General features: G+C 59.6%; 16 protein-coding genes and 1 pseudogene. 7 read left to right on the top strand and 10 right to left on the bottom strand.

Annotated elements, in window-relative coordinates; genetic code table 11:
- Positions 1 to 65: 65 nt before the first annotated feature.
- From ABUK12_RS23425 to ppk1, 5 genes and pseudogenes are all read right to left on the bottom strand, one after another.
- The gene (locus ABUK12_RS23425; protein ID WP_410014075.1) at positions 66 to 3,428 is read right to left on the bottom strand and encodes a diguanylate cyclase; all 3,363 of its coding nucleotides are present in this window, start codon (positions 3,426 to 3,428) and stop codon (positions 66 to 68) included.
- A gap of 142 nt (positions 3,429 to 3,570) precedes the next feature.
- Positions 3,571 to 4,830: pseudogene (locus ABUK12_RS23430) on the bottom strand (magnesium transporter); the annotation flags it as partial.
- A 380-nt stretch (positions 4,831 to 5,210) separates the two neighbouring features.
- A complete protein-coding gene (locus tag ABUK12_RS23435; protein ID WP_410014076.1) occupies positions 5,211 to 5,357 on the bottom strand; it encodes a YfgG family protein in 147 nt (48 codons plus the stop codon).
- Between the two features lie 263 nt (positions 5,358 to 5,620).
- On the bottom strand, positions 5,621 to 7,156 hold the full coding sequence (gene ppx, locus ABUK12_RS23440) for an exopolyphosphatase (protein WP_410014077.1): 1,536 nt from the start codon (positions 7,154 to 7,156) through the stop codon (positions 5,621 to 5,623).
- 3 nt (positions 7,157 to 7,159) lie between these two features.
- Positions 7,160 to 9,229 (bottom strand): polyphosphate kinase 1, encoded by a 2,070-nt coding sequence (gene ppk1, locus ABUK12_RS23445; protein WP_410014078.1) that lies wholly within the window; start codon positions 9,227 to 9,229, stop codon positions 7,160 to 7,162.
- A 178-nt stretch (positions 9,230 to 9,407) separates the two neighbouring features.
- Here ppk1 and ABUK12_RS23450 point away from each other — a divergent pair, with 178 nt between their 5' ends.
- From ABUK12_RS23450 to pstB, 3 genes are read left to right on the top strand one after another with little or no spacing between them, the layout of a single operon-like run.
- The gene (locus ABUK12_RS23450) at positions 9,408 to 11,642 is read left to right on the top strand and encodes a phosphate ABC transporter permease (RefSeq protein WP_410014079.1); all 2,235 of its coding nucleotides are present in this window, start codon (positions 9,408 to 9,410) and stop codon (positions 11,640 to 11,642) included.
- Positions 11,639 to 13,252 carry a phosphate ABC transporter permease PstA gene (pstA, locus tag ABUK12_RS23455; protein WP_410014080.1) on the top strand — a complete coding sequence of 538 codons (1,614 nt, stop codon included), beginning with the start codon at positions 11,639 to 11,641 and terminating at the stop codon, positions 13,250 to 13,252. Before ABUK12_RS23450 ends, pstA begins: the two co-directional genes overlap by 4 nt.
- A gap of 13 nt (positions 13,253 to 13,265) precedes the next feature.
- A complete protein-coding gene (gene pstB / locus ABUK12_RS23460) occupies positions 13,266 to 14,081 on the top strand; it encodes a phosphate ABC transporter ATP-binding protein PstB (RefSeq protein ID WP_410014081.1) in 816 nt (271 codons plus the stop codon).
- A 104-nt stretch (positions 14,082 to 14,185) separates the two neighbouring features.
- Here pstB and purN read toward each other — a convergent pair whose 3' ends face one another.
- Both purN and purM read right to left on the bottom strand, forming a co-directional pair.
- Complete coding sequence (gene purN / locus ABUK12_RS23465; RefSeq protein ID WP_410014082.1) at positions 14,186 to 14,824, bottom strand: phosphoribosylglycinamide formyltransferase; 639 nt, start codon at positions 14,822 to 14,824, stop codon at positions 14,186 to 14,188.
- Positions 14,824 to 15,861, bottom strand: a complete 1,038-nt coding sequence (gene purM, locus ABUK12_RS23470; RefSeq protein WP_410014083.1) for a phosphoribosylformylglycinamidine cyclo-ligase — start codon at positions 15,859 to 15,861, stop codon at positions 14,824 to 14,826. Before purM ends, purN begins: the two co-directional genes overlap by 1 nt.
- Before the next feature lie 235 nt (positions 15,862 to 16,096).
- Between purM and upp the strand changes: the two genes are divergently transcribed.
- From upp to hda, 3 genes are all read left to right on the top strand, one after another.
- Positions 16,097 to 16,723: a uracil phosphoribosyltransferase gene (gene upp / locus ABUK12_RS23475; protein ID WP_162368174.1), complete on the top strand. Its 627-nt coding sequence runs from the start codon at positions 16,097 to 16,099 to the stop codon at positions 16,721 to 16,723.
- Positions 16,724 to 16,780: 57 nt separating this feature from the next.
- Positions 16,781 to 18,079 (top strand): uracil permease, encoded by a 1,299-nt coding sequence (uraA, locus tag ABUK12_RS23480; RefSeq protein WP_410014084.1) that lies wholly within the window; start codon positions 16,781 to 16,783, stop codon positions 18,077 to 18,079.
- Positions 18,080 to 18,186: 107 nt separating this feature from the next.
- The gene (gene hda, locus ABUK12_RS23485; RefSeq protein ID WP_410016754.1) at positions 18,187 to 18,900 is read left to right on the top strand and encodes a DnaA inactivator Hda; all 714 of its coding nucleotides are present in this window, start codon (positions 18,187 to 18,189) and stop codon (positions 18,898 to 18,900) included.
- A 44-nt stretch (positions 18,901 to 18,944) separates the two neighbouring features.
- Here the strand turns inward: hda and ABUK12_RS23490 are convergent, their stop codons facing one another.
- The 3 genes from ABUK12_RS23490 to ABUK12_RS23500 all read right to left on the bottom strand — a co-directional run bounded on the left by ABUK12_RS23490 (position 18,945) and on the right by ABUK12_RS23500 (position 21,580).
- On the bottom strand, positions 18,945 to 20,417 hold the full coding sequence (locus ABUK12_RS23490) for a M48 family metalloprotease (protein ID WP_410014085.1): 1,473 nt from the start codon (positions 20,415 to 20,417) through the stop codon (positions 18,945 to 18,947).
- 105 nt (positions 20,418 to 20,522) lie between these two features.
- Positions 20,523 to 20,990: a thioredoxin-dependent thiol peroxidase gene (bcp, locus tag ABUK12_RS23495; protein WP_410014086.1), complete on the bottom strand. Its 468-nt coding sequence runs from the start codon at positions 20,988 to 20,990 to the stop codon at positions 20,523 to 20,525.
- Positions 20,990 to 21,580, bottom strand: a complete 591-nt coding sequence (locus tag ABUK12_RS23500; protein WP_410014087.1) for a glycine cleavage system transcriptional repressor — start codon at positions 21,578 to 21,580, stop codon at positions 20,990 to 20,992. The genes bcp and ABUK12_RS23500 overlap by 1 nt, the downstream gene beginning before the upstream one ends.
- 128 nt (positions 21,581 to 21,708) lie before the next feature.
- Between ABUK12_RS23500 and dapA the strand changes: the two genes are divergently transcribed.
- Complete coding sequence (dapA, locus tag ABUK12_RS23505) at positions 21,709 to 22,599, top strand: 4-hydroxy-tetrahydrodipicolinate synthase (protein WP_410014088.1); 891 nt, start codon at positions 21,709 to 21,711, stop codon at positions 22,597 to 22,599.
- The last annotated feature ends 5 nt before the right edge of the window (positions 22,600 to 22,604 follow it).

Here is a 22,604-nt window from a genome sequence, read left to right on the forward strand (position 1 = left end):
TCCCCATGCCGATGAGGCGGGGAACTTTACAGCAATGTCGGGAAGCAGGCAACGGCGCGCGACGATTATTGAACAGTGAAATAGCCTTTATTCAATAGGGTGGACAGCGGCAGGCTCTGGCCTACGGTTTCGCCGGCGGCGAAATCGACGCCGATGGCGGCAAGGGCGGCGAGCGTGGCGGGCAGGTTGGCGGGACCGGCCAGGGAGCGCGCCCGCAGGCGATGGATATGGCCGTGGATCACCCTGACCATAATATCGTCCATCTGGCTGCAATGAACATTGGCGATAAACGGGTCAGGCAGCCTGATATAATCGATATGCCCCGCTTTCAGCTTGTTAAACGCGCCTAAATCGGCGCCGAACTGATTAAGCATGATGGGGTAGCCGTACTGGCGCAATCGGTCCGCGGCCAGCCCGGCGGCGGGATAAGCGGCCATGAAATCCTCGCCGTCGAGACTGATAATCAGCCGGCGCGCGTTCAGTAAAGGATGGCGCTCGCCGAGAGACAGCAGCTCATCCATCACGTCTGCGTCGGCCAGCCCTGCCATGGACAGGGGGAGTACCAGGCAAATCCCCTGGGCGGCGATGGCGGCGCCATGGACGGTGAAGATCTGACCTAGCAGCCAGCGATCCACCGCCAGCGATAAATGACGCGCCCGCGCCGCGCGCATAAAGTCTTCCTGGCTGACCAGTAATGCGTCCCGGCCCTGGATGACGAAACTTATCAGGTAGAAACCCACTTCAAGCCTGGCATCGGGCGGCGCGACCGCCTCGATCTGCACGTGGAGACTCTCGTTATCCATCATATCAAGCAGCCGCTCGCGGCTCAGGATATCCTGTGTTACCGACGCGGGGCCGGCGGGATCCTGCCGCGCCTCGTATAACAATACCTGGCCGCGGCCGCTATGTTTTGCCGCATAGCAGGCGCTGTCGGCCTGGGCCATGACTTCCTTGGGATCGCAATTATCCGCCGATATCAGCGTGACGCCGGCGCTGCCGCCGATACGGAATAATTGCTCCTGCCAATAAAAGCGGTAGGCGTTAACCGCATCGATGACGCGCTGGGCCAGACCCTGTGCCTCGGGTAAGGGACAATCGGTGAGGAGCAGGCCGAACTCGTCTCCGCCGAGTCGCGCCAGGCAATCATACTGCCGGATATTGTCCTGCATCAGCAGGCCGAGCTCCAGCAGCAAGGCGTCGCCCGCCGCGTGTCCGGCCGTGTCGTTAATCTGTTTGAACCGGTCCAGATCGATAAAGACCAGGGCGTGACGGCGTTTTTCGCGCGTTGCCGTCAGGAGCGCGGCATCAAGATGCTGTTTGAAACTGGCCCGGTTCGGCAGGCCGGTCAAGACATCATGGGACGCATTGTAACTGAGCTGCAACAGCAACTGGCGCGACTCGCTGACATCCTTGATAACCAGCACCGCGCCCAGGATTTCCCCCTTCAGGTTCTTGAGCGGCGTGGCGCTGTAATGAATATCGAACAGCGTGCCTTTGCGGTTGTTGAGCACCAGATCCTGGCGCAGGGTCAACCCCTCGTGGGGCCCGGCATTGACATCGTCCATCGACATGCCCACCCGCGGGCCATCGACGCCGAGGCTGATATGCATAATGCTGTCGATATGCCGGCCATGGGCTTTCTCCTGGCGCCAGCCGGTCATCTTTTCCGCCACCGGGTTCATGAAATTGACGCGCATCCCCTGGTCTACGGAAATCACCGCGTCGCCGATGGAATCGAGGGTAATATGCAGCCGTTCCTTTTCCTCGTGCAGGGCCTCCCGGAGGCGGACCTCGCTGGTCATATCCAGATTGACGCCCAGCATGCGCACCACCCGGTCGTTCTCATCCATCAGCATATTGGCGTAGGCGCGGATATGGCGGATTTCCCCGCCGGGATGGCGAATGCGGAATGCCAGCAGGAACGGCTTATTTTCCTCCAGGGATTCGTTCAGGGTTTGCAGGGCCAAAGGCCGGTCTTCATCGATAATGCGCGCCAGCCAATAGTCATAGCTGACGGTTTCGCCGGATTGCATGGCGTAAATTTCCATCATGCGCTTATCCCAGCTCATGATTTTCGCCTCGACATCCCACTCCCAGATACCGACGCCGCCCGCCTCGTTGGCCAGGGTAATGCGCTCCATCAGGCGCTGGTTGATAATATTGTTGTGTTTGATTTCGCTGATATCTTCTATTTGGGAAATAAAATAGAGCGGCTTGCTCTGCTGGTCGCGCACCACGGATACCGCCAGCAGCGCCCAGACAATTTCCCCATCGCCGCGGATATAGCGTTTTTCCAGCGTATAGCTATCAATATGGCCGTTAACCAGATCGTTGAGTTGGATAAGATCGGAACTGAGATCGGCCGGATAGGTGATCTCCTGGAAACTGAGCTTCTTCAGTTCGGCGGCCTCATAGCCCAGGAACCGGCACAGCGCTTTATTCACCTGCATCCAGGTGCCTTCCAGCGAGACCAAGGCCATGCCGATGGCGGAATACTCCATGGCGTTGCGAAAACGGGTCTCGCTTTGCATGATATGGCCGCGTTCCAGGCGAAAGGCGTACATGACCATGGCCATCGCATTGGCGGGGATCAGGATCATCAACAGCGGTATATGCAATAAAATGGCGAGGTGATTGCTGGTGGGTAAACCCACCTTGATAAACCCGGAACCCAGCGTAATGAATAATGCCAGGGTGGTGACTAAAAACAGGCCGAAGGCCTCAAAACGCGGCAAGCGTATGGCGCCCATCAGCAGCGGCAGAATAATAATGGTAAAGGGGAAGGGTAAAAACCGCAGGGCAAAATAGCTGATGACCAGCGTCAGCAGGATCATCAGCAGCAGTTCCAGCCAGGACCGCTGTTTTAGCATCAGCGGCAGCGTCTGGTGCCGGCAGAGCATGCCCACCGGCGTCAGCGCCAGGATGCCGATGGCCTCGGCGGTAAACCACTGCGGCGCGAACGCCATGAAACCGATATGGGCGGGCGCGGCAAGGAAACCCGCGGCCAGCGCGCCGAGAAAGGGGATCAGGAGCACCGCAATCAGGAAAAACGTCATCCAGGGCACGATGCCGTCCAGCGGATCGAGGGGATCTAACGTCCATTTCAGCAGCCAGGCGCCGCAGGCGGCCTCGGCAAAGGAAATGCCAATCAGGGGCAATGCGGCCGGCATATCCTCCGCCATCAGCCTATGGGCGGCAATGACCGCCAGTGCGCAGCACAGTATCATCGCCGGCCAGCGGCGCCAAGGGCAGGAAAACAGCACCGACAGCATAACGGCGGTGACAAGCCATAAGGGGGACAAGGGTTCGGCGTAATGATTGAGGCGCAGACAAGCCATGGACAAGATGAAAACCAGCAACGCTACCGCCGCAATAAATATCCCTGTTTTTTTAACCTTATAAGCGGAGGCTGCGTCGTTGGCATGCATAATAGAATCCTAGGCTTTCTTATAGTTAGAATAGTTCAGAAACCGCATAAAAGTGTGTTTTGGCCGTTTATACATAAGCAAAGGACATAATAGGTCTGGTGGTCTGCGCCTTGCACCGCGCCGAGGTCAGAAAAAGGGCGTGTTAATGCATTAAAAACAGCGTCGCCAGCCCGAGAAAAATAAAAAAACCGCCGGTGTCGGTCACGGCGGTAATCATCACGCTTGATCCCACCGCCGGATCCTGACCGAAGCGTACCATGGTGAGCGGAATCAGCACTCCCATCAATGACGCCAGCACCAGGTTAAGCAGCATGGCCAGCATCATGACGCCGCCAAGGCCCGCGTCGCGATAGAGCAGCCAGGTGACGATGCCCATAATGCCGCCCCAGACCAGGCCGTTGATCAACGCCACGCCCAATTCCCGCAGCAGTAAAAACACCGCGTTGCCTTTTTCCAACTGATGCAGCGCCAGCGCGCGGACAATCATGGTGATGGTTTGATTACCGGTATTGCCGCCGATGCCGGCGACGATGGGCATCAGGGCCGCCAGCGACACCAGTTGCGATATCGTGCCTTCAAACAGTCCGATCACCCTGGAGGCGATAAACGCGGTGCACAGGTTGACCGCCAGCCACGCCCAGCGGGTGCGCACCGTTTTGCTCACCGGGGCGAAAATATCCTCGGCGGGGCTTAAACCACCCAGGTTACGCAGGTTGCTGTCGTTTTCCTCAAAAAACAGATCGACCATATGTTCGATGCTCAGCCTGCCCATCAGCTTGCCTTTGACATCGACCACCGGCGCGGTAATCAAATCGTAACGTTCAAACGCGCCGGCCGCGTCCTCCGCCCGATCTTCCGGATGAAAGGTAGTGGGATTGGGATCCATGACCTCAAGGACCTTTTTCTGCAGCGGCTTAAGCAGCAGCGTGGACAGGGCCAGTTCCCCCACCAGCAGATTGTGGCGATCGACGACAAAGAGTTTATCGGTATTGGCCGGCAGCGTTTTGCGTAAGCGCAGGTAGCGTTGCACCGTGGCGAGCGTTACGTCGGGACGAATCGCCGCCAGTTCGAAATCCATATGATGGCCAACGCTATCCCGGTCAAAATTCATCATTGCCCGTACCTGGGCGCGCTGGTGCGGTTCCAGGGACGTCAGCATGCGGCCGACCAGATCCCGCGGCAGATAGCGGGCCAGGTAGGCCTGCTCGTCGACATCCAGCGGCCTGATGGCATTGAGGATATCGCGGTTGCTCATTCCGGCGATCAGACTTTCCCAGACGCTTTCAGAGGCTTCCACCAGCGTTTTGCCGCGCTTATCGTTGCCCACCAGCCGCCAGAGCGCCAGCCGCTCATCATGGGGCAGGCTTTCCAGCAAATCCGCCAGATCCGCCGCGTGCAGGTGCCGTTGAATCGCCACCAGCCGGCCGGTCTGGTCGGAAATGAGCTGGGGAGCGACCGAGGTATCGCGCGCCGGCCTTCCCAGGATGCTGTCGACCAGCGCCCGGTTGGACAGCAGTAAACCCAGTACCTGACGGCGCAGGCCGGTCAGTTCCAGGGAGTGTTGTTTGATGGCGGGCATAGCGTGCGTTCCCCGTGTTTGACTATGGGCTGCGGGCGGATAAATCGGTTACCGTCGCAAGCAGTATAGATAGCACAGCGGGGCGCGGGAAGGATCGGACGCGATAAAAGCGACGGGGAAAACGGTCGCGGCGCAGCGGATTGCGCGGGCCTGTGCCGGAACAGCTTACAGCCGACTACACGCGAACGGCGGCGGGGGCGGGATTAATCGTCGTGGCTATTGTCGACATTGATGATCTGGCCGGCCGGTTCCGACAGGGTATCCTGGTGATGGTCCCAGGCGCCAAGTGTGGCGAAGATCAGACGGGCGAATAAAAAAATAAAGCTGATAAACAGGATCCAGCGAGTCATTCGCACCGAGGTTCGTCGTCTGCGCATAGGATAGGCCAACTTCACTAAAGGGGTCCTTTCAAGGTTATGGGATAACGGCATCGGTTGTCAGTATAACCGCATTGGGGAAGCGATTGTATGATCTCCGGACGCTTTTCAGTCATAAGAATGTTATACATCCATGTCAAACCGCACACAAGCCGCACATGAGCCTGGGGCGGTAACATTGTGCTAAGCCATAGCGCGCCATGGCCCCCTACGCCGGGAGCCGCTGCGCGCCGCGGTTAACTCACCGCCTCGGCTTCCTCGGTGATATCAAGGCGCCAGCCGGGAACTTCCGCCCAGTATGCTTGCTCCCGTTCCAAATCCAGCTGCACCAGATTGTTCTGGGCGAAAAAACCGGCCGGGAACACCAGCGTCCAATGATGCTCGTGGGTCAGCAGCCGCAGCTGCGTCGGCGAAGTGGCCTGGCGCTGGTTATTCAGCAATACGGCCAGCCGCAGTAGCTGCAGGCAGGGCAGAAAATGCTTTTTCTTGAACAGCGTCAGGCGCGGCATGTCGTCGAGCTTGATGCCCTTGCGGTGAAAACGCACCAATGTCGCCAGCAACAGCTGCTGTTCCTGGTTAAATCCCGGCATATTGGTCTGCTGCAATATATAGGCCGAATGACGCTGCAAACCGCTATGGTTAATACCCAGGCCCACTTCATGCAACTGCGCGGCCCAGATCAACAGCGCTTCCAGCTGCGGGTTTTGCAAATCCTCGTTCTGCCGGCACCATTGCTGATACAGATGATCGGTGGTGTCGCAGACGCGTTTGGCCTGATCGCTGTCGATATTGTAGTGTTCCGCCAGGCTTCTGGCGGTGCGCGAGCGAATATCCTGATGCCGGAAGCGGCCTTCCATCTCATACAGCACCCCTTCGCGCAGGGCGCAGTCGGAAAGCTGTAATTCACTGATGGCCAGGGCATCCACCACGCCGCACAGAATCGCCAGGCCGGGCACGAACACGCTCTTTCGCTCCTCGGACAGTCCCGGCAGGTTCAGGGCGCTGAAATTTTTAAACTTCATGATTTTGTCATGCAGCAGTTGCAAACGCTCAGGCGTAATGGCGCCGTCTTTTTCGCCCAGCGCCAGCAGCACTTCACAGGCCGCCTTGATGGTGCCGGACGCGCCCAGGGCCACCTGCCAGCCGAGAATGCGGTATTGCCAGGCCAGGGTTTCCACTTTTTGCGCCGCCGCGAGGCGGGCGCGCCGGAAATGCGCCGGGCTGATGACGCCGCCGGGGAAAAACAGATTGCCGAAACTCACGCACCCCATCCTGCGGCTTTCCACCAGGATAGGCTCAAAATTTTCGCCAATCACCAGCTCAGTCGAGCCGCCGCCGATATCAATCACCAGCTTGCGGCCTTTTTCGGATTGGGTATGCTCCACGCCCATAAAAATCAGCCGCGCTTCCTCATGGCCGGAAATAATTTCAATCGGGTAAGGGATCACCTGCGCCGCCAGGGTGAGAAACTTTTCGGCATTCACCGCCTCGCGCAGGGCATGGGTGCCGACAATGGTCACCCGCAGCGGGGAAAACCCCTGCAGGCGCTCGGCAAACAGCGCCAGGCAGTTTATCCCGCGCTCTATGGCCTCGTCGCTTAACACATTATTGGCATCCAGCCCGTCGGCCAGGTGCACCCGCTGCTTTAGCCGGCTCAGCACTTGCAACGCGCCGTTGACCACCCGGGCGACCACCATATGGAAGCTGTTCGATCCCAGATCGATGGCCGCGAATTCTTCGGGTTTGGGCGTGGTTAAGTTATTTAATGGCATACGTCAGGCCTGATCTCCGGATTGCTCAAGTCGCTTAATATAATCATAGATGGCTATCTGCGCACGTACCTTACGACGATTGCCGCGCGGGACATAGCGATTACTGAGGGCGGCATCAATATAGCGCGCTTTTACCGTATCGCTGAACAGTAATGCCAGAATATCCAGAACCTGCTGCTTGAGGCGCGGGTCCAGCAGCGCCACCGCCACTTCGATACGGTAATCGATATTGCGGGTCATCCAGTCGGCGGAGGAGAGGAATACCTTTTTATCACCGCCGTTTTCAAAGACATAGACCCGATCGTGCTCCAGGTACCGATCGACGATGCTGGTTACCTGGATATTGTCGCTGATGCCCGGCAGGTTGGGGATCAGCGAGCACATGCTGCGCACCAGGATACGGATGCGCACCCCCACGCCGGAGGCCGCGTACAGCCGGTCGATAAGCCCCTGATCCACCAGGTTGTTAATTTTAAGCGTAATGCCCGAGGCAAGCCCGGCCTGGGCATTGGCGATTTCCTGATCGATCATCTGGTACAGCATATGGCGCGAATTCTGGGGCGATACCATCAGATAATCGAAGCTGACCGGACGATAAGGATTTTCGATAAAATTAAACACCCGCCGCACTTCGTTGGTAATGCGCGGGTCGGCGGTAATCAGAGAATAATCGGTGTAGAGGCGAGCGGTTTTTTCATTGAAGTTGCCGGTGCCGATATGCGCATAGCGCATGATCTCCTCGCCTTCCATGCGCGATATCAGGAACAGCTTGGCGTGGATCTTAAGCCCAGGGGCGGAGAAAATCACATGGACGCCGGCTTCGGTCAGCCGTTTTGCCCAGTGGATATTAGCTTCTTCATCAAAGCGCGCCTGCAACTCCACCACCACGGTGACCTTTTTGCCGTTATGGGCGGCATGGATCATGGCGTCGATAATGCGCGAATCTTTCGCCACCCGGTAAATATTGATTTTAATCGACAGCACGTTGGGGTCGAAGGACGCCTGGCGCAATAATTCCAGGACGTGCTCGAAGGTATGATAAGGATAATACAGCAATATATCCCGTTCCCGGATGGCGTCGAATCCGTTGCGGAAGTGTTCGAACCACGTATGGCGCAGGCGCGGCAACGGTTTATTCACCAGGTTGGCCTTGCCGACATTGGGGAAGGTAATAAAATCCTTGAAATTATGGTAACGGCCGCCCGGGATGACCGAGTCATAGGATGAAATACCCAGCTTATCCTTGAGCATTTCCACCATGCTGTTGGGCATATCGCGCTGGTAGACAAACCGTACCGGCTCCGCGGTCAGGCGCTGCTTAAGGCTTGACGACATCAGCTCCAGCAGGCTCGACTCCATTTCCGTGACCAGGTCATACTCCGCGTCACGGGTCATTTTCATGGAGTACGCGTTCAGGGTATCGTAGTCAAAAAAGCCGATAAAAATATCGTCAAGGCAATAGCGCAGTATATTATCAAGCAAAATCATCGGCTTGCGACGGCGTGGCGGCTCGGCGGGCAGATTGATAAAACGCGGCACTTTATCGGCCGGAATTTCCAGCAGGGCGTAGTTGGTCTCCTGGCCGCGGATAATCTCCACCGCCAGATAGGTATAGTCATCCTTCAGGAATTGCACCAGATTCGTGTCATGCTGGATGAGGATCGGCGTAATATGCTGGCGCAGCTGCTGTTTGAAATATACGCGCAGCCACTCCTGCTGATTGGGGGATAATTGCCGTTCGTTAATCAGGAATATCTGGTTGCGCGCCATTTCCAGCAGCAGATCGTTATAGAGATTATCGAACTCCTGCTCGGCATTGAGCACCTTGGCCTGGATTTTATTCAGCAGATGGCGCGATGTTACCTTGGATCCTTGTTCTTCGCTTATCAGGATGCGCCGTTTTAATTCCGCGAACCTGACTTTATAAAACTCGTCCAGGTTGTTGGAATAAATGCCTAAAAACCGCATCCGCTCAATGAGCGGATTGGATTTGTCCGCGGCTTCCTGCAAAACACGTTCATTAAACGATAACCAACTCAGTTCTTTTTCGCTGTAAAGCTTTTCCTGACCCATTGCCACTCCGTTAATTTGTTCAGGAAGGGGGGATCCTGTATTAAGAGTATTATCGCCCCCACGGGAGCAAAGTCCATCAGAACAACCTTCTTAAGATTGTCATCTTAATATCTTACAGGCAACATAGGCTTCCTTAATCAGTACCGACCATAGGGTTGACTCTATATAACAGAGGAATATGACAATAAAACGGCTATCCAATACGAAAACCGCCGCCTACCGTCGATGGAGCGACCGCGTGACGCGCGGCCTCGTCAGCGGCGGCGGGGCATTGGTGCTGTTAACGCTGTTGGTCATGTTTTTTTATCTGCTGTACGCGGTATTGCCGCTGTTTCGTTCCCCCTCGGTCACGCCGCTTGGCGCCGTCCCCTGGAGTCAGGCGGTAAGGGATCAGGCGGCCGCGCCGCCGGACGGCGCTGGCGTGGCCGCCATTCAGGCCATGGGTATCGACGCCTCCCTGTCCAGCGCTTATGTTATTGATGGGCGCGGGCAGGGACATCTGCTGCCGCGGCGCGGCGCGGCGCCGTCCGCGGCCGGCCTGATGGCGGATTTTGCCGGACTGGCGGCCGCCAGCGGCGGCCAGCCGCTGTACCTGCTGCTTGACCGCCGCGGCAACGCCCGTCTGGCGCAGCCGCACGGCCGCGCCGCCGCGCTCTCATGGGTATTTCCGTTCGGGGAAAACCCGCTGCCGTTAAGCGGCGACGGCCAGCCGCTGCGTCATGCGGCGCTGGCGCAGCCGGCGGAAAAGCAGGCGGTCATGGCGGCGCAGCTGGCATCCGGCCGGATTCTGGTCGCCCGCCTGGGGCCAGCCGGCTTGACGCGTAGCGAACTGACCCCGGATGACGGCGACGTCGATGAGGTACTGCTGTCGCCGGACGGTCGCCTGCTGTATCTGCGGGCCGGAAACCTGCTGAGCATCTACCGGCTCAGCGATGACGGTCAAATCCAGCTGCGCCAGCGGCAGGCGCTGGCGCCCGCGGGCCCGGCGCAGGTGACCCTGCTGCCCGCGGACGGCTCCCTGCTGGTGCGCGCTGCCGGCCAGCGGCTCGCCCTGTGGTTCGATGTCAGCGACGATAACGGACATCATTTGGCGCGCATTCGGGAATTTGCCGCCCCGCTGCCGCCCGGCGCGCAGATCCTGGCGTCGGCGCAGCGCGCGGTGTTCGGCGTGCTGGCCCCGGACGGTACGTTCTCCCTGTTCAGCGCCCGCCAGGAGGCCCCCCTGCTGCAGACCCGTTTGGCGCCCGCCCTGCGCGCGGTATTCAGTCCGATAATCGGTGAGCCCGGCCCCGGCCCCGGCGGCGGGGCGGATGAGGCCATCGTCACCCTGGATGCCGGCGGCTGGCGCATCTGGCGGCTCGATACCGCCTTCCCCGATATCAGCTGGCGCACGCTGACGCAAAAAATAGCCTATCACCACTATCCCGCGCCGGCCTGGGTTTGGCAATCCACCGCCGCCGGCGGCCTGGACGGCGGCAAATTCAGCCTGGTGCCGCTGCTGGCCGGCACCCTGAAGGCCGCCGGTTACGCCATGCTGTTCGCCACCCCGCTGGCGCTGGCGGCGGCAATGTATACCGCCTGGTTTATGGCGCCGGCGCTGCGGCGGTGGATCAAGCCGGCCATGGAAATCATGGGGGCGGTGCCAAGCGTCGTTATCGGCCTGATCGCCGCTCTGTGGCTGGCGCCCTACTATAGCCGGGTGCTGAGCGGCATTTTGCTGCTGCCGCTCTTGCTGCCGCTGGCGATACTGGCGACCGGCTGGGGGGTCAGCCGGTTGCCCGCCCGCCTCGGCGCCCGGTTTTCCGCGGGCTGGGACTGTCTGCTGCTGCTGCCCGTGGTGGCGCTGGTGGTTTGGCTGGCGTGCCGCCTTTCGCCCTGGATCGATGCGGCGTTGTTCGGCCAGCCCCTGTCGGGTTGGCTGGGAGACGATTTTAACCCGCTGAACGCGCTGGTGGTCGGCACCGCCATGGGTTTCGCCCTGGTGCCGGTGATGTTTTCTCTGGCGGAGGACGCGCTGTTCAACGTGCCGGCGCGGTTGATCCAGGGATCGCTGGCGCTGGGCGCAACCCCCTGGCAAACGCTGCTGGGGGTTACCCTGCCGTCCGCCGGCGCCGGCCTGTTTTCGGCGTTTATCCTGGGACTCGGACGCGCCACCGGCGAGACGATGATCGTGCTGATGGCCAGCGGCAACATGGCGCGCGTGGACGGCAACCTGTTCCAGGGCCTGCGCGCGCTGGCGGCCAATATCGCCATCGAGATACCCGAGGCGTCGCTTAACAGCGGGCACTATCGGTTATTGCTGCTGACAGCCCTGGTGCTGTTTATCTTTACGTTCCTGATAAACACCCTGGCCGAAGCGCTGCGCCTGCGCCTGCGCGCCCATTACCGCCAACAGGACGGGGAGACGGGATGAAGCACTGGTTCCAATCCGGCCGCCCATGGGTCTGGCTGACGGCCGGTTCGGTCAGCGTCAGCCTGCTGGCCATGCTGATGCTGGTGGCGTTGCTCAGCCTGCAGGGCATGCGCCTGTTCTGGCCGCAGCCGGTGTATCAATTGCAATTGGAGACGGCGTCCGGCCAGCCGGACACGTGGATCGGCGAAATCTACGCCGAAAAACGCGCCGCGCCGCCCGGCGGCGAGGGGGATAAATTTTATATTATCCGCACCGGCGGCGCCTCAGCCGCCCGGGATTTTTATCGGGTGCGGGCTGATCGGGTGGTGGCGCGTTCCCGCCCGCCGGATCTGGTGGTGCTGGAACGCAGCGGCTATGGCAGGGAGTATGGTTTCTTGCAGGGCATGACCGAGGACGGGCAACCCCTGACCGCCGACGATATGCCGCGGGCGCTGCAGCAGCGGCTGGCGTCAATGGCCACGCAGCGCCGGCTGGCCGCGGGACTGCGCGCCAGGATGCAGGCCGACCTTGGCCAGCGCGCCGAACGGTTAGCCGCCCGGCGGCAGCAATGGGAAAAAGACGGGCTATGGACGCCGCTCAACCAGGCGCTGTACCGCGCCGGCCAGGGTGAGCTCGAACACCAGGCGCAGAGTCTCTCCCGCCAGGCGGCGGATATTGATAAAGAGATGGACCGCGATCGGGTGCTGCTGCGTGACGCCCGGGGCGCCACCCGCGAGATACCGCTGCGGGAAATCGAACGCGCCTGGTATCCCAACGCGATGGGATTTATGGCAAAAGTCAGGCTTTGGGCCACGCAGATCGGTCATTTTGTCGCCCGCGACGCCAATGACAATCCGGCGCAGGTCGGGGTTTTCCCGGCCATTGTCGGCACGCTGCTGCTGGTGATGCTGATGTCGGTGATGGTGATGCCGCTCGGGGTGATGGCGGCGGTGTACCTGCATGAATATGCCAAGTCCGGCTGGCTGACCCGGCTAATCCGTATTGCGGTGGGCAACCTGGCGGGGGTGCCCTCTATTGTGTATGGCGTGTTCGGCCTGGGCTTTTTTGTCTATGTGCTTGGCGGTACGCTGGACCAACTGTTTTATGCCGATGCGTTGCCCAATCCGACCTTCGGCACCCCCGGACTGCTGTGGGCCGCGCTGACGCTGGCCCTGCTGACGTTGCCGGTGGTGATCGTCGCCACCGAGGAAGGCCTGGCGCGCATTCCGCCGTCGCTGCGCCATGGGTCGCTGGCGCTGGGGGCCACCCGGGCGGAAACGCTGTGGCGCGTCGTGCTGCCGGGCGCGGCCCCGGCGATGATCACCGGGCTTATCCTGGCGGTGGCGCGGGCGGCGGGCGAGACCGCGCCGTTGATGCTGGTCGGGGTCATTAAATCCGCGCCGCTGCTGCCGCTGGACGGGGTGTTTCCCTATCTGCACGCCGAGCGGAAATTTATGCATCTGGGCTTCCAGATTTACGATATGGCGCTGCAAAGTCCCGATAGCGACGCGGCGGGTCCTTTGGTCTTCGCCACGGCGCTGTTGCTGGTGGTGATCGTGGTGGGGCTGAACCTGGCGGCCATCGGCCTGCGTCACCGCCTGCGGGAAAAATACCGCGCGCTGGCGCTTTAATGGAGTGTGATTTATGTCCCTGCTAACCCCCGATCTCTTTGCGCAGATGCCGGATGTCCAGCGCTTTACCCCGCAGCAGACTGTCCTGGAGACCGAGCATCTTAGCGTCTCCTACGGCGGACGCACGGTGCTTGAGGATATCACCCTGCGCATCCCGCGGCAGCGTATTACCGCGCTGATCGGTCCCTCCGGCTGCGGCAAATCGACCTTGCTGCGCTGTTTTAACCGCATGAACGATTTGAACGATGATTGCCGCGTCGAAGGCGCGGTGCGCCTGGCGGGGCGGGATGTCAACGACGCGCGGCAGGATGTGGTGGCGCTCCGGCGGCGGGTGGGCATGGTGTTCCAGCGGCCCAATCCCTTTCCGAAATCCATCTACGATAACGTGGTATACGGCCTGCGCCTGCTGGGCATTCGCGACCGGCGGGTGCTGGACGACGCGGCCGAGCAGGCGCTGCGCGCGGCGGCGCTATGGCATGAAGTAAAAGATCGGCTGAAGGAGAATGCGTTCCGCTTGTCCAACGGCCAGCAGCAGCGGCTGGTCATCGCCAGGGCTATAGCCATTGAACCGGAAGTATTGCTGCTGGATGAACCGACCTCGGCGCTTGATCCCATCACCACGCTGACCATCGAGGAACTGATGATTTCGCTGAAAGCGCATTTCACCCTGGTGCTGGTGACCCACAATATGCAGCAGGCCGCGCGGGTATCGGATTATACCGCCTTTATCCATCAGGGCAGGCTGGTGGAATACGCCGGCACCGATCGGCTGTTCACCTCGCCCGCGCAGCGTAAGACCGAGGAATATATTACCGGCCGCCTGCGCTAATTCGCCTGGCGATGTTACCGGCAAAGGGCGTCGGCGCCCAGTGAACGTCCTTACCGGCCGGGCGCCGTGGCTGCCGCCGGCGTTATGGCGCGGCGCGGCGGCGTTTATTCCGCCGCGTATCCCGCCGGCGGCAGGGGCGCGCCGTCCAGCCAGGCGGCGCCTTCCCGCAGCGTAAGCCGGCCGTCCAGCAGCCAGCTTATCACCAGTGGGTAGATGTCATGCTCCTGGGTTTTAATCCGGGCGATCAGGTCGGCCTCGGTGTCGCCGGGGAAGACCGGCACTTTCGCCTGCAGGATGACCGGGCCGCCGTCCAGCTGTTCCGTCACGAAATGCACCGAGGTGCCGTGTTCGCGATCGCCGTTGGCCAACGCCTGGCGATGGGTATGCAGGCCCGGATACAAGGGAAGCAGGGAAGGGTGGATATTCAGCATCCGTCCCGCGTAATGGCTGACAAAGTCCGGCGACAGGATGCGCATATAACCGGCCAGGATCACCGCGTCCGGCTGATAGCGGTCGATGGCCTCGCATAGGGCGCGGTCGAAGGACGCGCGGTCGGGATAGTCGCCGGGCAGCAGCGCGCGGGCGGGCACATCGGCGCGGGCGGCGCGCCTGAGTCCTAACGCGTCGGCCCGGTTGCTGAAGACCGCCGCGACCCGTGCCGGCATTCTTTCCTGCCGGCAGGCGTCGATCACCGCCTGCAGATTGCTGCCCTCGCCCGAGATCAGCACCACCAGCTTTTTCATTAACGGATAATAACCCGTTCGCCGCCGGCCAGCGTCTGGATCTCGCCCAGCTTCCAGGCGGTCTCGCCCAGGCCGGTCAGCAACGACAGCGCCCGATCGGCGCTGTGCGCAGGCACCACGACAATCATGCCGACGCCGCAGTTAAAGGTGCGGTACATTTCATGGCGGCTGACGTTGCCGGCCTGCTGCAGCCAGCCGAATACCGCCGGCCATTGCCAACTGCCCTCGTCGATGACCGCCTGCGTGTCCGCCGGCAATACCCGGGGGATGTTTTCCCAAAAACCGCCGCCGGTGAGGTGGGCGATGGCGTGGATCTCGGTTTGCGCGATAAGCTCCAGCAGCGCCTTAACATAAATGCGCGTCGGCTCAAGCAGGTGATCGGCCAGGGGCTTGCCGTCCAGTTGGGTGGTGAGCGGGTCGGTCTGGCTGAACTCAAGGATCTTACGCACCAGGGAATACCCGTTGGAATGCGGGCCGCTTGAGGCCAGGGCCAGCAGAGTATCACCGGCCTGTACCTTGCTGCCGTCGATGATTTCCGATTTTTCCACCACGCCGACGCAAAAACCCGCCACGTCATAATCCTCGCCATGATACATGCCGGGCATTTCCGCCGTTTCGCCGCCGACCAGGGCGCAGCCGGACTGTTTACAGCCTTCGGCAATGCCGGTAATCACCGCCGCCGCGGTATCCACATCCAGTTTGCCGGTGGCGAAATAGTCCAGGAAGAACAGCGGCTCGGCGCCCTGCACCACCAGATCGTTGACACACATCGCCACCAGATCGATGCCGATGGTATCGTGACGTTTTAAATCCATCGCCAGACGCAGCTTGGTGCCGACGCCGTCGGTGCCGGATACCAGGATGGGTTCGCGGTATTTCTGCGGCAGGGCGCATAGCGCGCCGAACCCACCCAGCCCGCCCATGACTTCCGGACGTTTTGTCTGTTTCACCACACCTTTGATGCGGTCTACCAAGGCGTTGCCGGCATCAATATCCACGCCTGCGTCTTTATAGCTGAGAGAGGTTTTATCGGTCACTGCAAGATCCCCACGGAGATGGTATGTTGGCTTGTATTCTGGCGCAGGCAATTCTAACAGCGTGGGCAATCGTTTGCGAGTGGTGATGTCAAACGCCCTCCCGGCTTTTGTTGTCCAGCCTTTATTTCGCTTAACGGTTGATCAGGATCAGCTATTTTCGTATGGCGCAGTAAATAAAAGGGGTTATAATCTCGCGATTTTTTTGCGCAATTAATGCTACTTGGGGAGAATAATGATGAAGATCGTTGAGGTAAAGCACCCGCTTGTGAAACATAAATTAGGTTTGATGCGTGAAAATGATATCAGCACCAAGCGTTTTCGTGAATTGGCCTCTGAAGTGGGAAGTTTACTGACCTACGTAGCAACCGCCGATCTGGAAACTGAAAAGGTCACCATCGAGGGATGGTGCGGTCCGGTGGAAATTGAACAAATCAAGGGCAAGAAGATCACCGTGGTGCCTATCCTGCGCGCGGGCCTGGGCATGATGGACGGCGTGTTGGAGAACGTGCCCAGCGCGCGTATCAGCGTGGTCGGCATGTATCGCGATGAAACCACCCTGGAGCCGGTGCCTTATTTCCAGAAGCTGGCCTCGAGCATAGACGAGCGCATGGCGCTGGTGGTCGACCCGATGCTGGCCACCGGCGGCTCGATGATCGCCACCATCGACCTACTGAAGAAGGCCGGCTGCAAGAGTATCAAGATATTGGTCCTGGTGGCGGCGCCCGAAGGTATCGCGGCGCTGGAAAAAGCCCATCCCGATGTCGAGCTGTATACCGCGGCCATCGACAAGGGGCTTAACGAGCACGGCTATATTATGCCGGGCCTCGGCGATGCGGGCGATAAACTCTTTGGCACCAAATAAAATCAAGCCGGCCGGCAGGCCGGCTTTTTTTTGCTTCTCACTTTAAGGAAACTCAACATGACCCGTCGCGCCATCGGTGTTGATGAACGCCCGCCGCTACTGCAAACCATCCCGCTCAGCTTTCAGCATCTGTTCGCCATGTTCGGCGCCACGGTGCTGGTGCCGATTTTATTTAAAATCAATCCGGCCACCGTCCTGCTGTTTAACGGTATCGGCACCTTGCTGTACCTGTTTATCTGCAAGGGCAAGATCCCGGCGTACCTGGGTTCCAGTTTTGCCTTTATATCGCCGGTGCTGCTGTTGCTGCCGCTGGGCTATGAAGCGGCGCTGGGCGGTTTTATCGCCTGCGGCGCGCTGTTTTGCGTGGTGGCGCTGATCGTCAAGGTCGCCGGTATCGGCTGGATTGACGTGGTGTTTCCGCCGGCCGCCATGGGCGCCATCGTCTCGGTAATCGGCCTGGAACTGGCCGGCGTCGCGGCCAATATGGCGGGGCTGCTGCCGACGGAAGGCGCGCCGGTGGCGAGTTCCACCATTATTATTTCCCTGGTGACCCTGGGTGTTACCGTGCTGGGATCGGTGCTGTTTCGCGGCTTCCTGGCCATTATCCCGATCCTGATCGGGGTGCTGGTGGGCTATGCGCTGGCCTGGGCGATGGGCGTGGTGGATTTATCCCCGGTCGCCGCCGCCCATTGGTTCGCGCTGCCGACCTTTTATACCCCGCGCTTTGAGTGGATCGGCATCCTGACCATCCTGCCGGCGGCGCTGGTGGTGATAGCCGAACACGTCGGCCACCTGGTGGTGACGGCCAATATCGTCAAAAAAGATCTGTTGCGCGATCCCGGCCTGCATCGCTCGCTGTTCGCCAACGGTTTTTCCACCATGCTGTCCGGATTTTTTGGATCGACGCCCAATACCACCTACGGCGAGAATATCGGCGTGATGGCCATTACCAAGGTCTACAGTACCTGGGTTATCGGCGGCGCGGCTATCCTCGCCATCCTGCTTTCCTGCGTCGGCAAGCTGGCGGCGGCCATCCAGGCGGTGCCGGTGCCGGTAATGGGCGGCGTTTCCCTGCTGCTGTACGGGGTGATTGCCGCCTCGGGCATCCGGGTGCTGATCGAATCGAAGGTGGATTATAATAAACCGCAAAATCTGATCCTGACCTCGGTTATCCTTATCATCGGCGTCAGCGGCGCCAAAATCCATCTGGGCGCCGCCGAACTGAAAGGCATGGCGCTGGCCACCGTGGTGGGCATCGGCCTGAGCCTGCTGTTCCGGGTCATTACCCTGGTGCGCGGCGAAGAAGTGATTATCGAGGCGACCGAACTCCCGGCTCCCGAATCCGCCGAAAAATAACCTCGCGCCCACGGGTGTACGGATAACCCGCGGCCGGTGCCCGGCGGTGAAGCAATACGCCGCCGCGGCCATTCTATGATAAACTAGATCGGTTCCCGCCCGTATGCATAGAGGTCTTTCTGAACACGCCGGCACAGCTTTCCTTACCGCTTTATCTCCCCGACGATGAAACTTTCGCCAGCTTTTATCCGGGCGAAAACAGGTCGTTGCTGGCGGCGCTGCACAGCATGCTGGCGCAGGAACACGGCAGCTATCTTTACTTTTGGTCACGCAAGGGGGGAGGCCGCAGCCATCTGATGCACGCCGCCTGCGCCGAACTTTCCCAACGGGGGGAGGCGGTGGGGTATGTGCCGCTGGATAAGCGCACCTGGTTTGTGCCGGAGGTGATGGACGGCATGGAGCAACTGGCGCTGGTCACCATCGACAACATCGAATGCATCGTCGGCGACGAACCCTGGGAAATGGCCATTTTCAACCTGTACAACCGCATCCAGGAAACGGGCCGCACCCGGCTTATCATCAGCGGCAACTGTCCGCCGCGCCAGCTGAACCTGAATTTGCCCGATCTGGCCTCGCGCCTGGACTGGGGGCAGATTTACCGCCTGCAGGCCCTCTCCGATGAGGAAAAAGGGGCCGCGCTGCAGCTGCGGGCCCGGCTGCGCGGTTTTGAGCTGCCGGAAGATGTCAGCCGTTTTTTGCTCAAACGGCTGGAGCGGGATATGCGCACGCTGTCGCATACGCTCGATCAGCTCGATCACGCCTCCATTCGCGCACAGCGCAAGCTGACTATTCCCTTCGTCAAAGATATCCTTAATCTGTAACGGCCGCGCGCCGGATAAGCAACGCACCGTGCCCGGCGCAATGCTTATGACTTCTGGAAGGGTTTAAAGCGTTTTTGCATCTGGCGCAGCTGGTCGATGCGCGCGTCATAGCGCGCCTGCTGCAGGCTGCCGAGCTTAACCTGCGAGCTGGCGCTGCTTAACGCCCGTACCGCCTGATCCAGCTCGCCGTTCAGCGCCAGGCTTTCGGCGCGCGCCGCCAGTTCCTGATCGCGCAGTCCCTGGCCGGCGTTGGCCTGCGCCAGCAGGTCCCAGCCGTTGGTGTCGTCGGGATGATTAAAGGTGTAGCGGTTAAGCAAACGGCTGGCATCGGCAAAACGTTTCCCCTCCACATAGGCGTTCGCCAGGTTAAGCAACAGCACCGGATTCGCGTTGTTGTCCTGGACCTTCACCAGCGCCTCCAGGCGGGTAATGGCCCGGGGAGCCTGCTGTTGCGCCAGATCGATATCGGTCATCAAATCCACGAACCAGATATTGGCCGGCTGTTTGGCCAGCAGGGGTTGCAGCGCCCTGCGGGCGTCGTCGTATTTTTTCGCCTGGTAGAACAGGATGGCCTGGCCGTACTCGGCGGCAAGCTGCTGGCGCGCGTTGCCTTTTTTCCAGGCGGCGATCAGATCGTCGTCCAGCACGATGCCGCCCGAGCCGTACATGCCGAGGATACGCGCCTTGGCCAGATAAAAATCCTGCGACGAATCGATGACCAGATGCTTCATCTGGTTCGCCCGGTTGCGGATGTCCGACAGGCGGCTCATCGGCAGGGGATGGGTGAGCAGCATTTCAGGCGGCGCGGTGGAGTAGCGCACCCGATCGGAAAGCTTTTGCAGAAAGTCTGGCATGGCCTGGGGATCAAAACCGGATCGTTGCAGCACCTGGATGCCGATACGATCCGCTTCCTGCTCGTTCGCCTGGGTGAAGCTGATCATGCCCTGCTGGGTGCCGGCGATGGTGCCGCTCAGGGCCGCCATGCCCATTTGCGGATTGGCCATGGTCAGTAATATCGACCCCAGGGCGCCGGCCCAGGTCAGGGGAGCGTTGCGCTTCTGGTCTTCCATCGCCCGCGCCAGATGGCGCTGGGTGACATGGGAAAGTTCATGGGCCAGCACCGAGGCCAGCTCGCTTTCATTGGCGGTATAGTAGAACAGGGCGGAATGCATCACCACATTGCCGCCGAAAAAGGCGAAGGCGTTCAGCTCATCGCTGTGGATCAGGAAAAAATGGAACGGCGTACGCACCGAATTGGCATGCGCCACCAGCACGCCGCCCAGATGATTGATGTAGGCGTTGAGGAGGGGATCGTTAATCAGCGGCGCGCCGCCCCGCATCTGGCGGACATAAAAATCCCCCATCTGCATTTCCTGGTCGATGCTGAGCGTGCTGCCGGCGGTGGTGCCCATATCCGGCAGCTGGTCCTGCAATTCGTCGGCCAGCACGGGCTGCCCGCCCGCGACCATGGCGGTCAACAGGCCGGCGACAAGACTTTTTTTCATCCATGTGTACATAAACTATCCAACCTTAACCTGGGTGATATCACTTGGACAGCCAGGGCCGGAAAGTGTTCTCACCGCTGGCGCGCCCGGTGTACGGGCACAGCGGACCCGGCGGGGCTACGCCTCCTGCAGATAAGCCAGCACGATGTCATGGTGGTTGCTGGTCTTGAAGTCGTCGAAGACTTTTTCAATCCTGCCGTCCAGTCCCACCAGGAAACTGATGCGATGGATGCCGTCGTAGGTTTTGCCCATAAACGATTTTTCGCCCCAGACGCCGAATTCCTCGGCCACCTGATGATCCGCATCGGACAATAAGGTGAAATTCAGCAGCTCTTTTTCGGCGAAGCGCGAGAGTTTCTCCGGTTTGTCGGTGCTGATGCCCAGCACTTCCACACCCGCTTTTTTCAGCTGGTCCATATTGTCGCGCAGTCCGCATGCCTGGACGGTACAACCGGGCGTCATGGCTTTGGGATAAAAGTAGACCAACACTTTTTGTCCCTGGAAGTCGGTCAGACTGACCTGTTCGCCGTCCTGATCGGGCAAACTAAATTTCGGTGCGGTATCTCCGGCTTTCAGTGGCATCATTAACATACTCCATCTTTCTCTTGATTCTGTGGATGATTCACAATGCTAATACTGCCTTGCGCATTCAGTTCTGTACAGAGCTGATGAAACCTATCTTCGATCTGTTCCATCGGCCAGCCGGAGGGACCGTGCGCGGTAATCTGGATATTCAGGCGCGGCGGCGCGTCGCCCCGCGCCGGCTGGGTCTTGGAGGCCAGCTCGGCGATATTCATGTGCTGGCTGTCGAACAGATCGGTAAAACGCTCGATCAAATGCGGCGAGTCCTGCACATCGACCTTGACCCAGACGGTATTCGGCGTCGCCTGCTGCTCGCCGGCGTTGGTGCGTTTCATGACAATCAGCAGGTCCAGCTCGGCGCCCTTGAGCGGCAGGGTGGATTCGATCAGGGTAATCGCATTCCAACTGCCCGACAACAGCATGATAAGCGTAAACTCTTCACCCAGCATGGCAAGACGGCTATCTTCAATATTGCATCCACAACTGCTGACGTGACGGGTAATGGTATTGACGATACCGGGACGGTCGGTGCCAAGCGCAGTAATGACCAGATAGTGTTGTTGTGACTGTGGCAAAATGGTGCTTCCTGTCATGGCTGATGTGATTTACATGGTAACCCTAAAAAAAACCTGCTGCCAAGGGCTTACATGGCCGATGTTTGCTTGCTTTTGGATAGGTGACAAAAGTACCATGAATAACCTGTTTGTGGAGGGGATGGTCAATGTTTACGGGAAGCTTTATTGGCAGCATAGTTGCGCTGGTTACACCAATGGATGACAAGGGTGCCGTCGATTGGGTAAGTCTAAAAAAATTAATCGATTATCATGTGGCCAGCGGGACGTCGGCTATCGTCTCCGTCGGGACGACAGGGGAATCGGCGACGCTGAGCCATGACGAACACGGCGAAGTGGTGATGCGCACCCTGGAGTTAAGCGACGGGCGCATTCCGGTTATCGCCGGCACCGGCGCCAATTCCACCGCCGAGGCGGTCAGCCTGACGCAGCGCTTTAACGATAGCGGCGTGGTCGGATGCCTGACGGTGACGCCTTATTACAATAAACCGACCCAGGAAGGGTTGTTCCAGCACTTCAAGGCGATTGCCGAACACACCGATCTGCCGCAAATCCTGTATAATGTGCCGGCGCGTACCGGGTGCGATATGCTGCCGCCGACCATCGGGCGTTTATCGAAAATCAAGAATATCGTGGCTGTTAAGGAAGCGACGGGGAACTTAAACCGCGTCAGCCAGATCCAAGAGCTGGTTGATGAGGACTTTATCCTGTTGAGCGGCGACGATTCCACGGGTCTGGACTTCATGCAACTGGGCGGCAAAGGCGTGATTTCCGTCACGGCCAATATCGCCGCGCGGGAAATGGCGGAGCTTTGCGCTCTGGCGCTGCAGGGCAATTTTGCCGAAGCGCGCCGCCTGAACCAACGCCTGATGCCGCTACATCAGAAATTATTTATTGAATCCAACCCAATTCCCGTTAAATGGGCCTGTAAAGCATTGGGATTAATGGCAACCGATACGTTACGTTTGCCGATGACGCCGCTGACCGAGAATGATAGCCGTGTTGTTGAGCAAGCTTTAACGGATGCCGGTTTGCTATAACTCTG

It is taken from the genome of Sodalis sp. C49, from assembly GCF_046352915.1.
Taxonomy (GTDB): Bacteria; Pseudomonadota; Gammaproteobacteria; order Enterobacterales; family Enterobacteriaceae; genus Acerihabitans.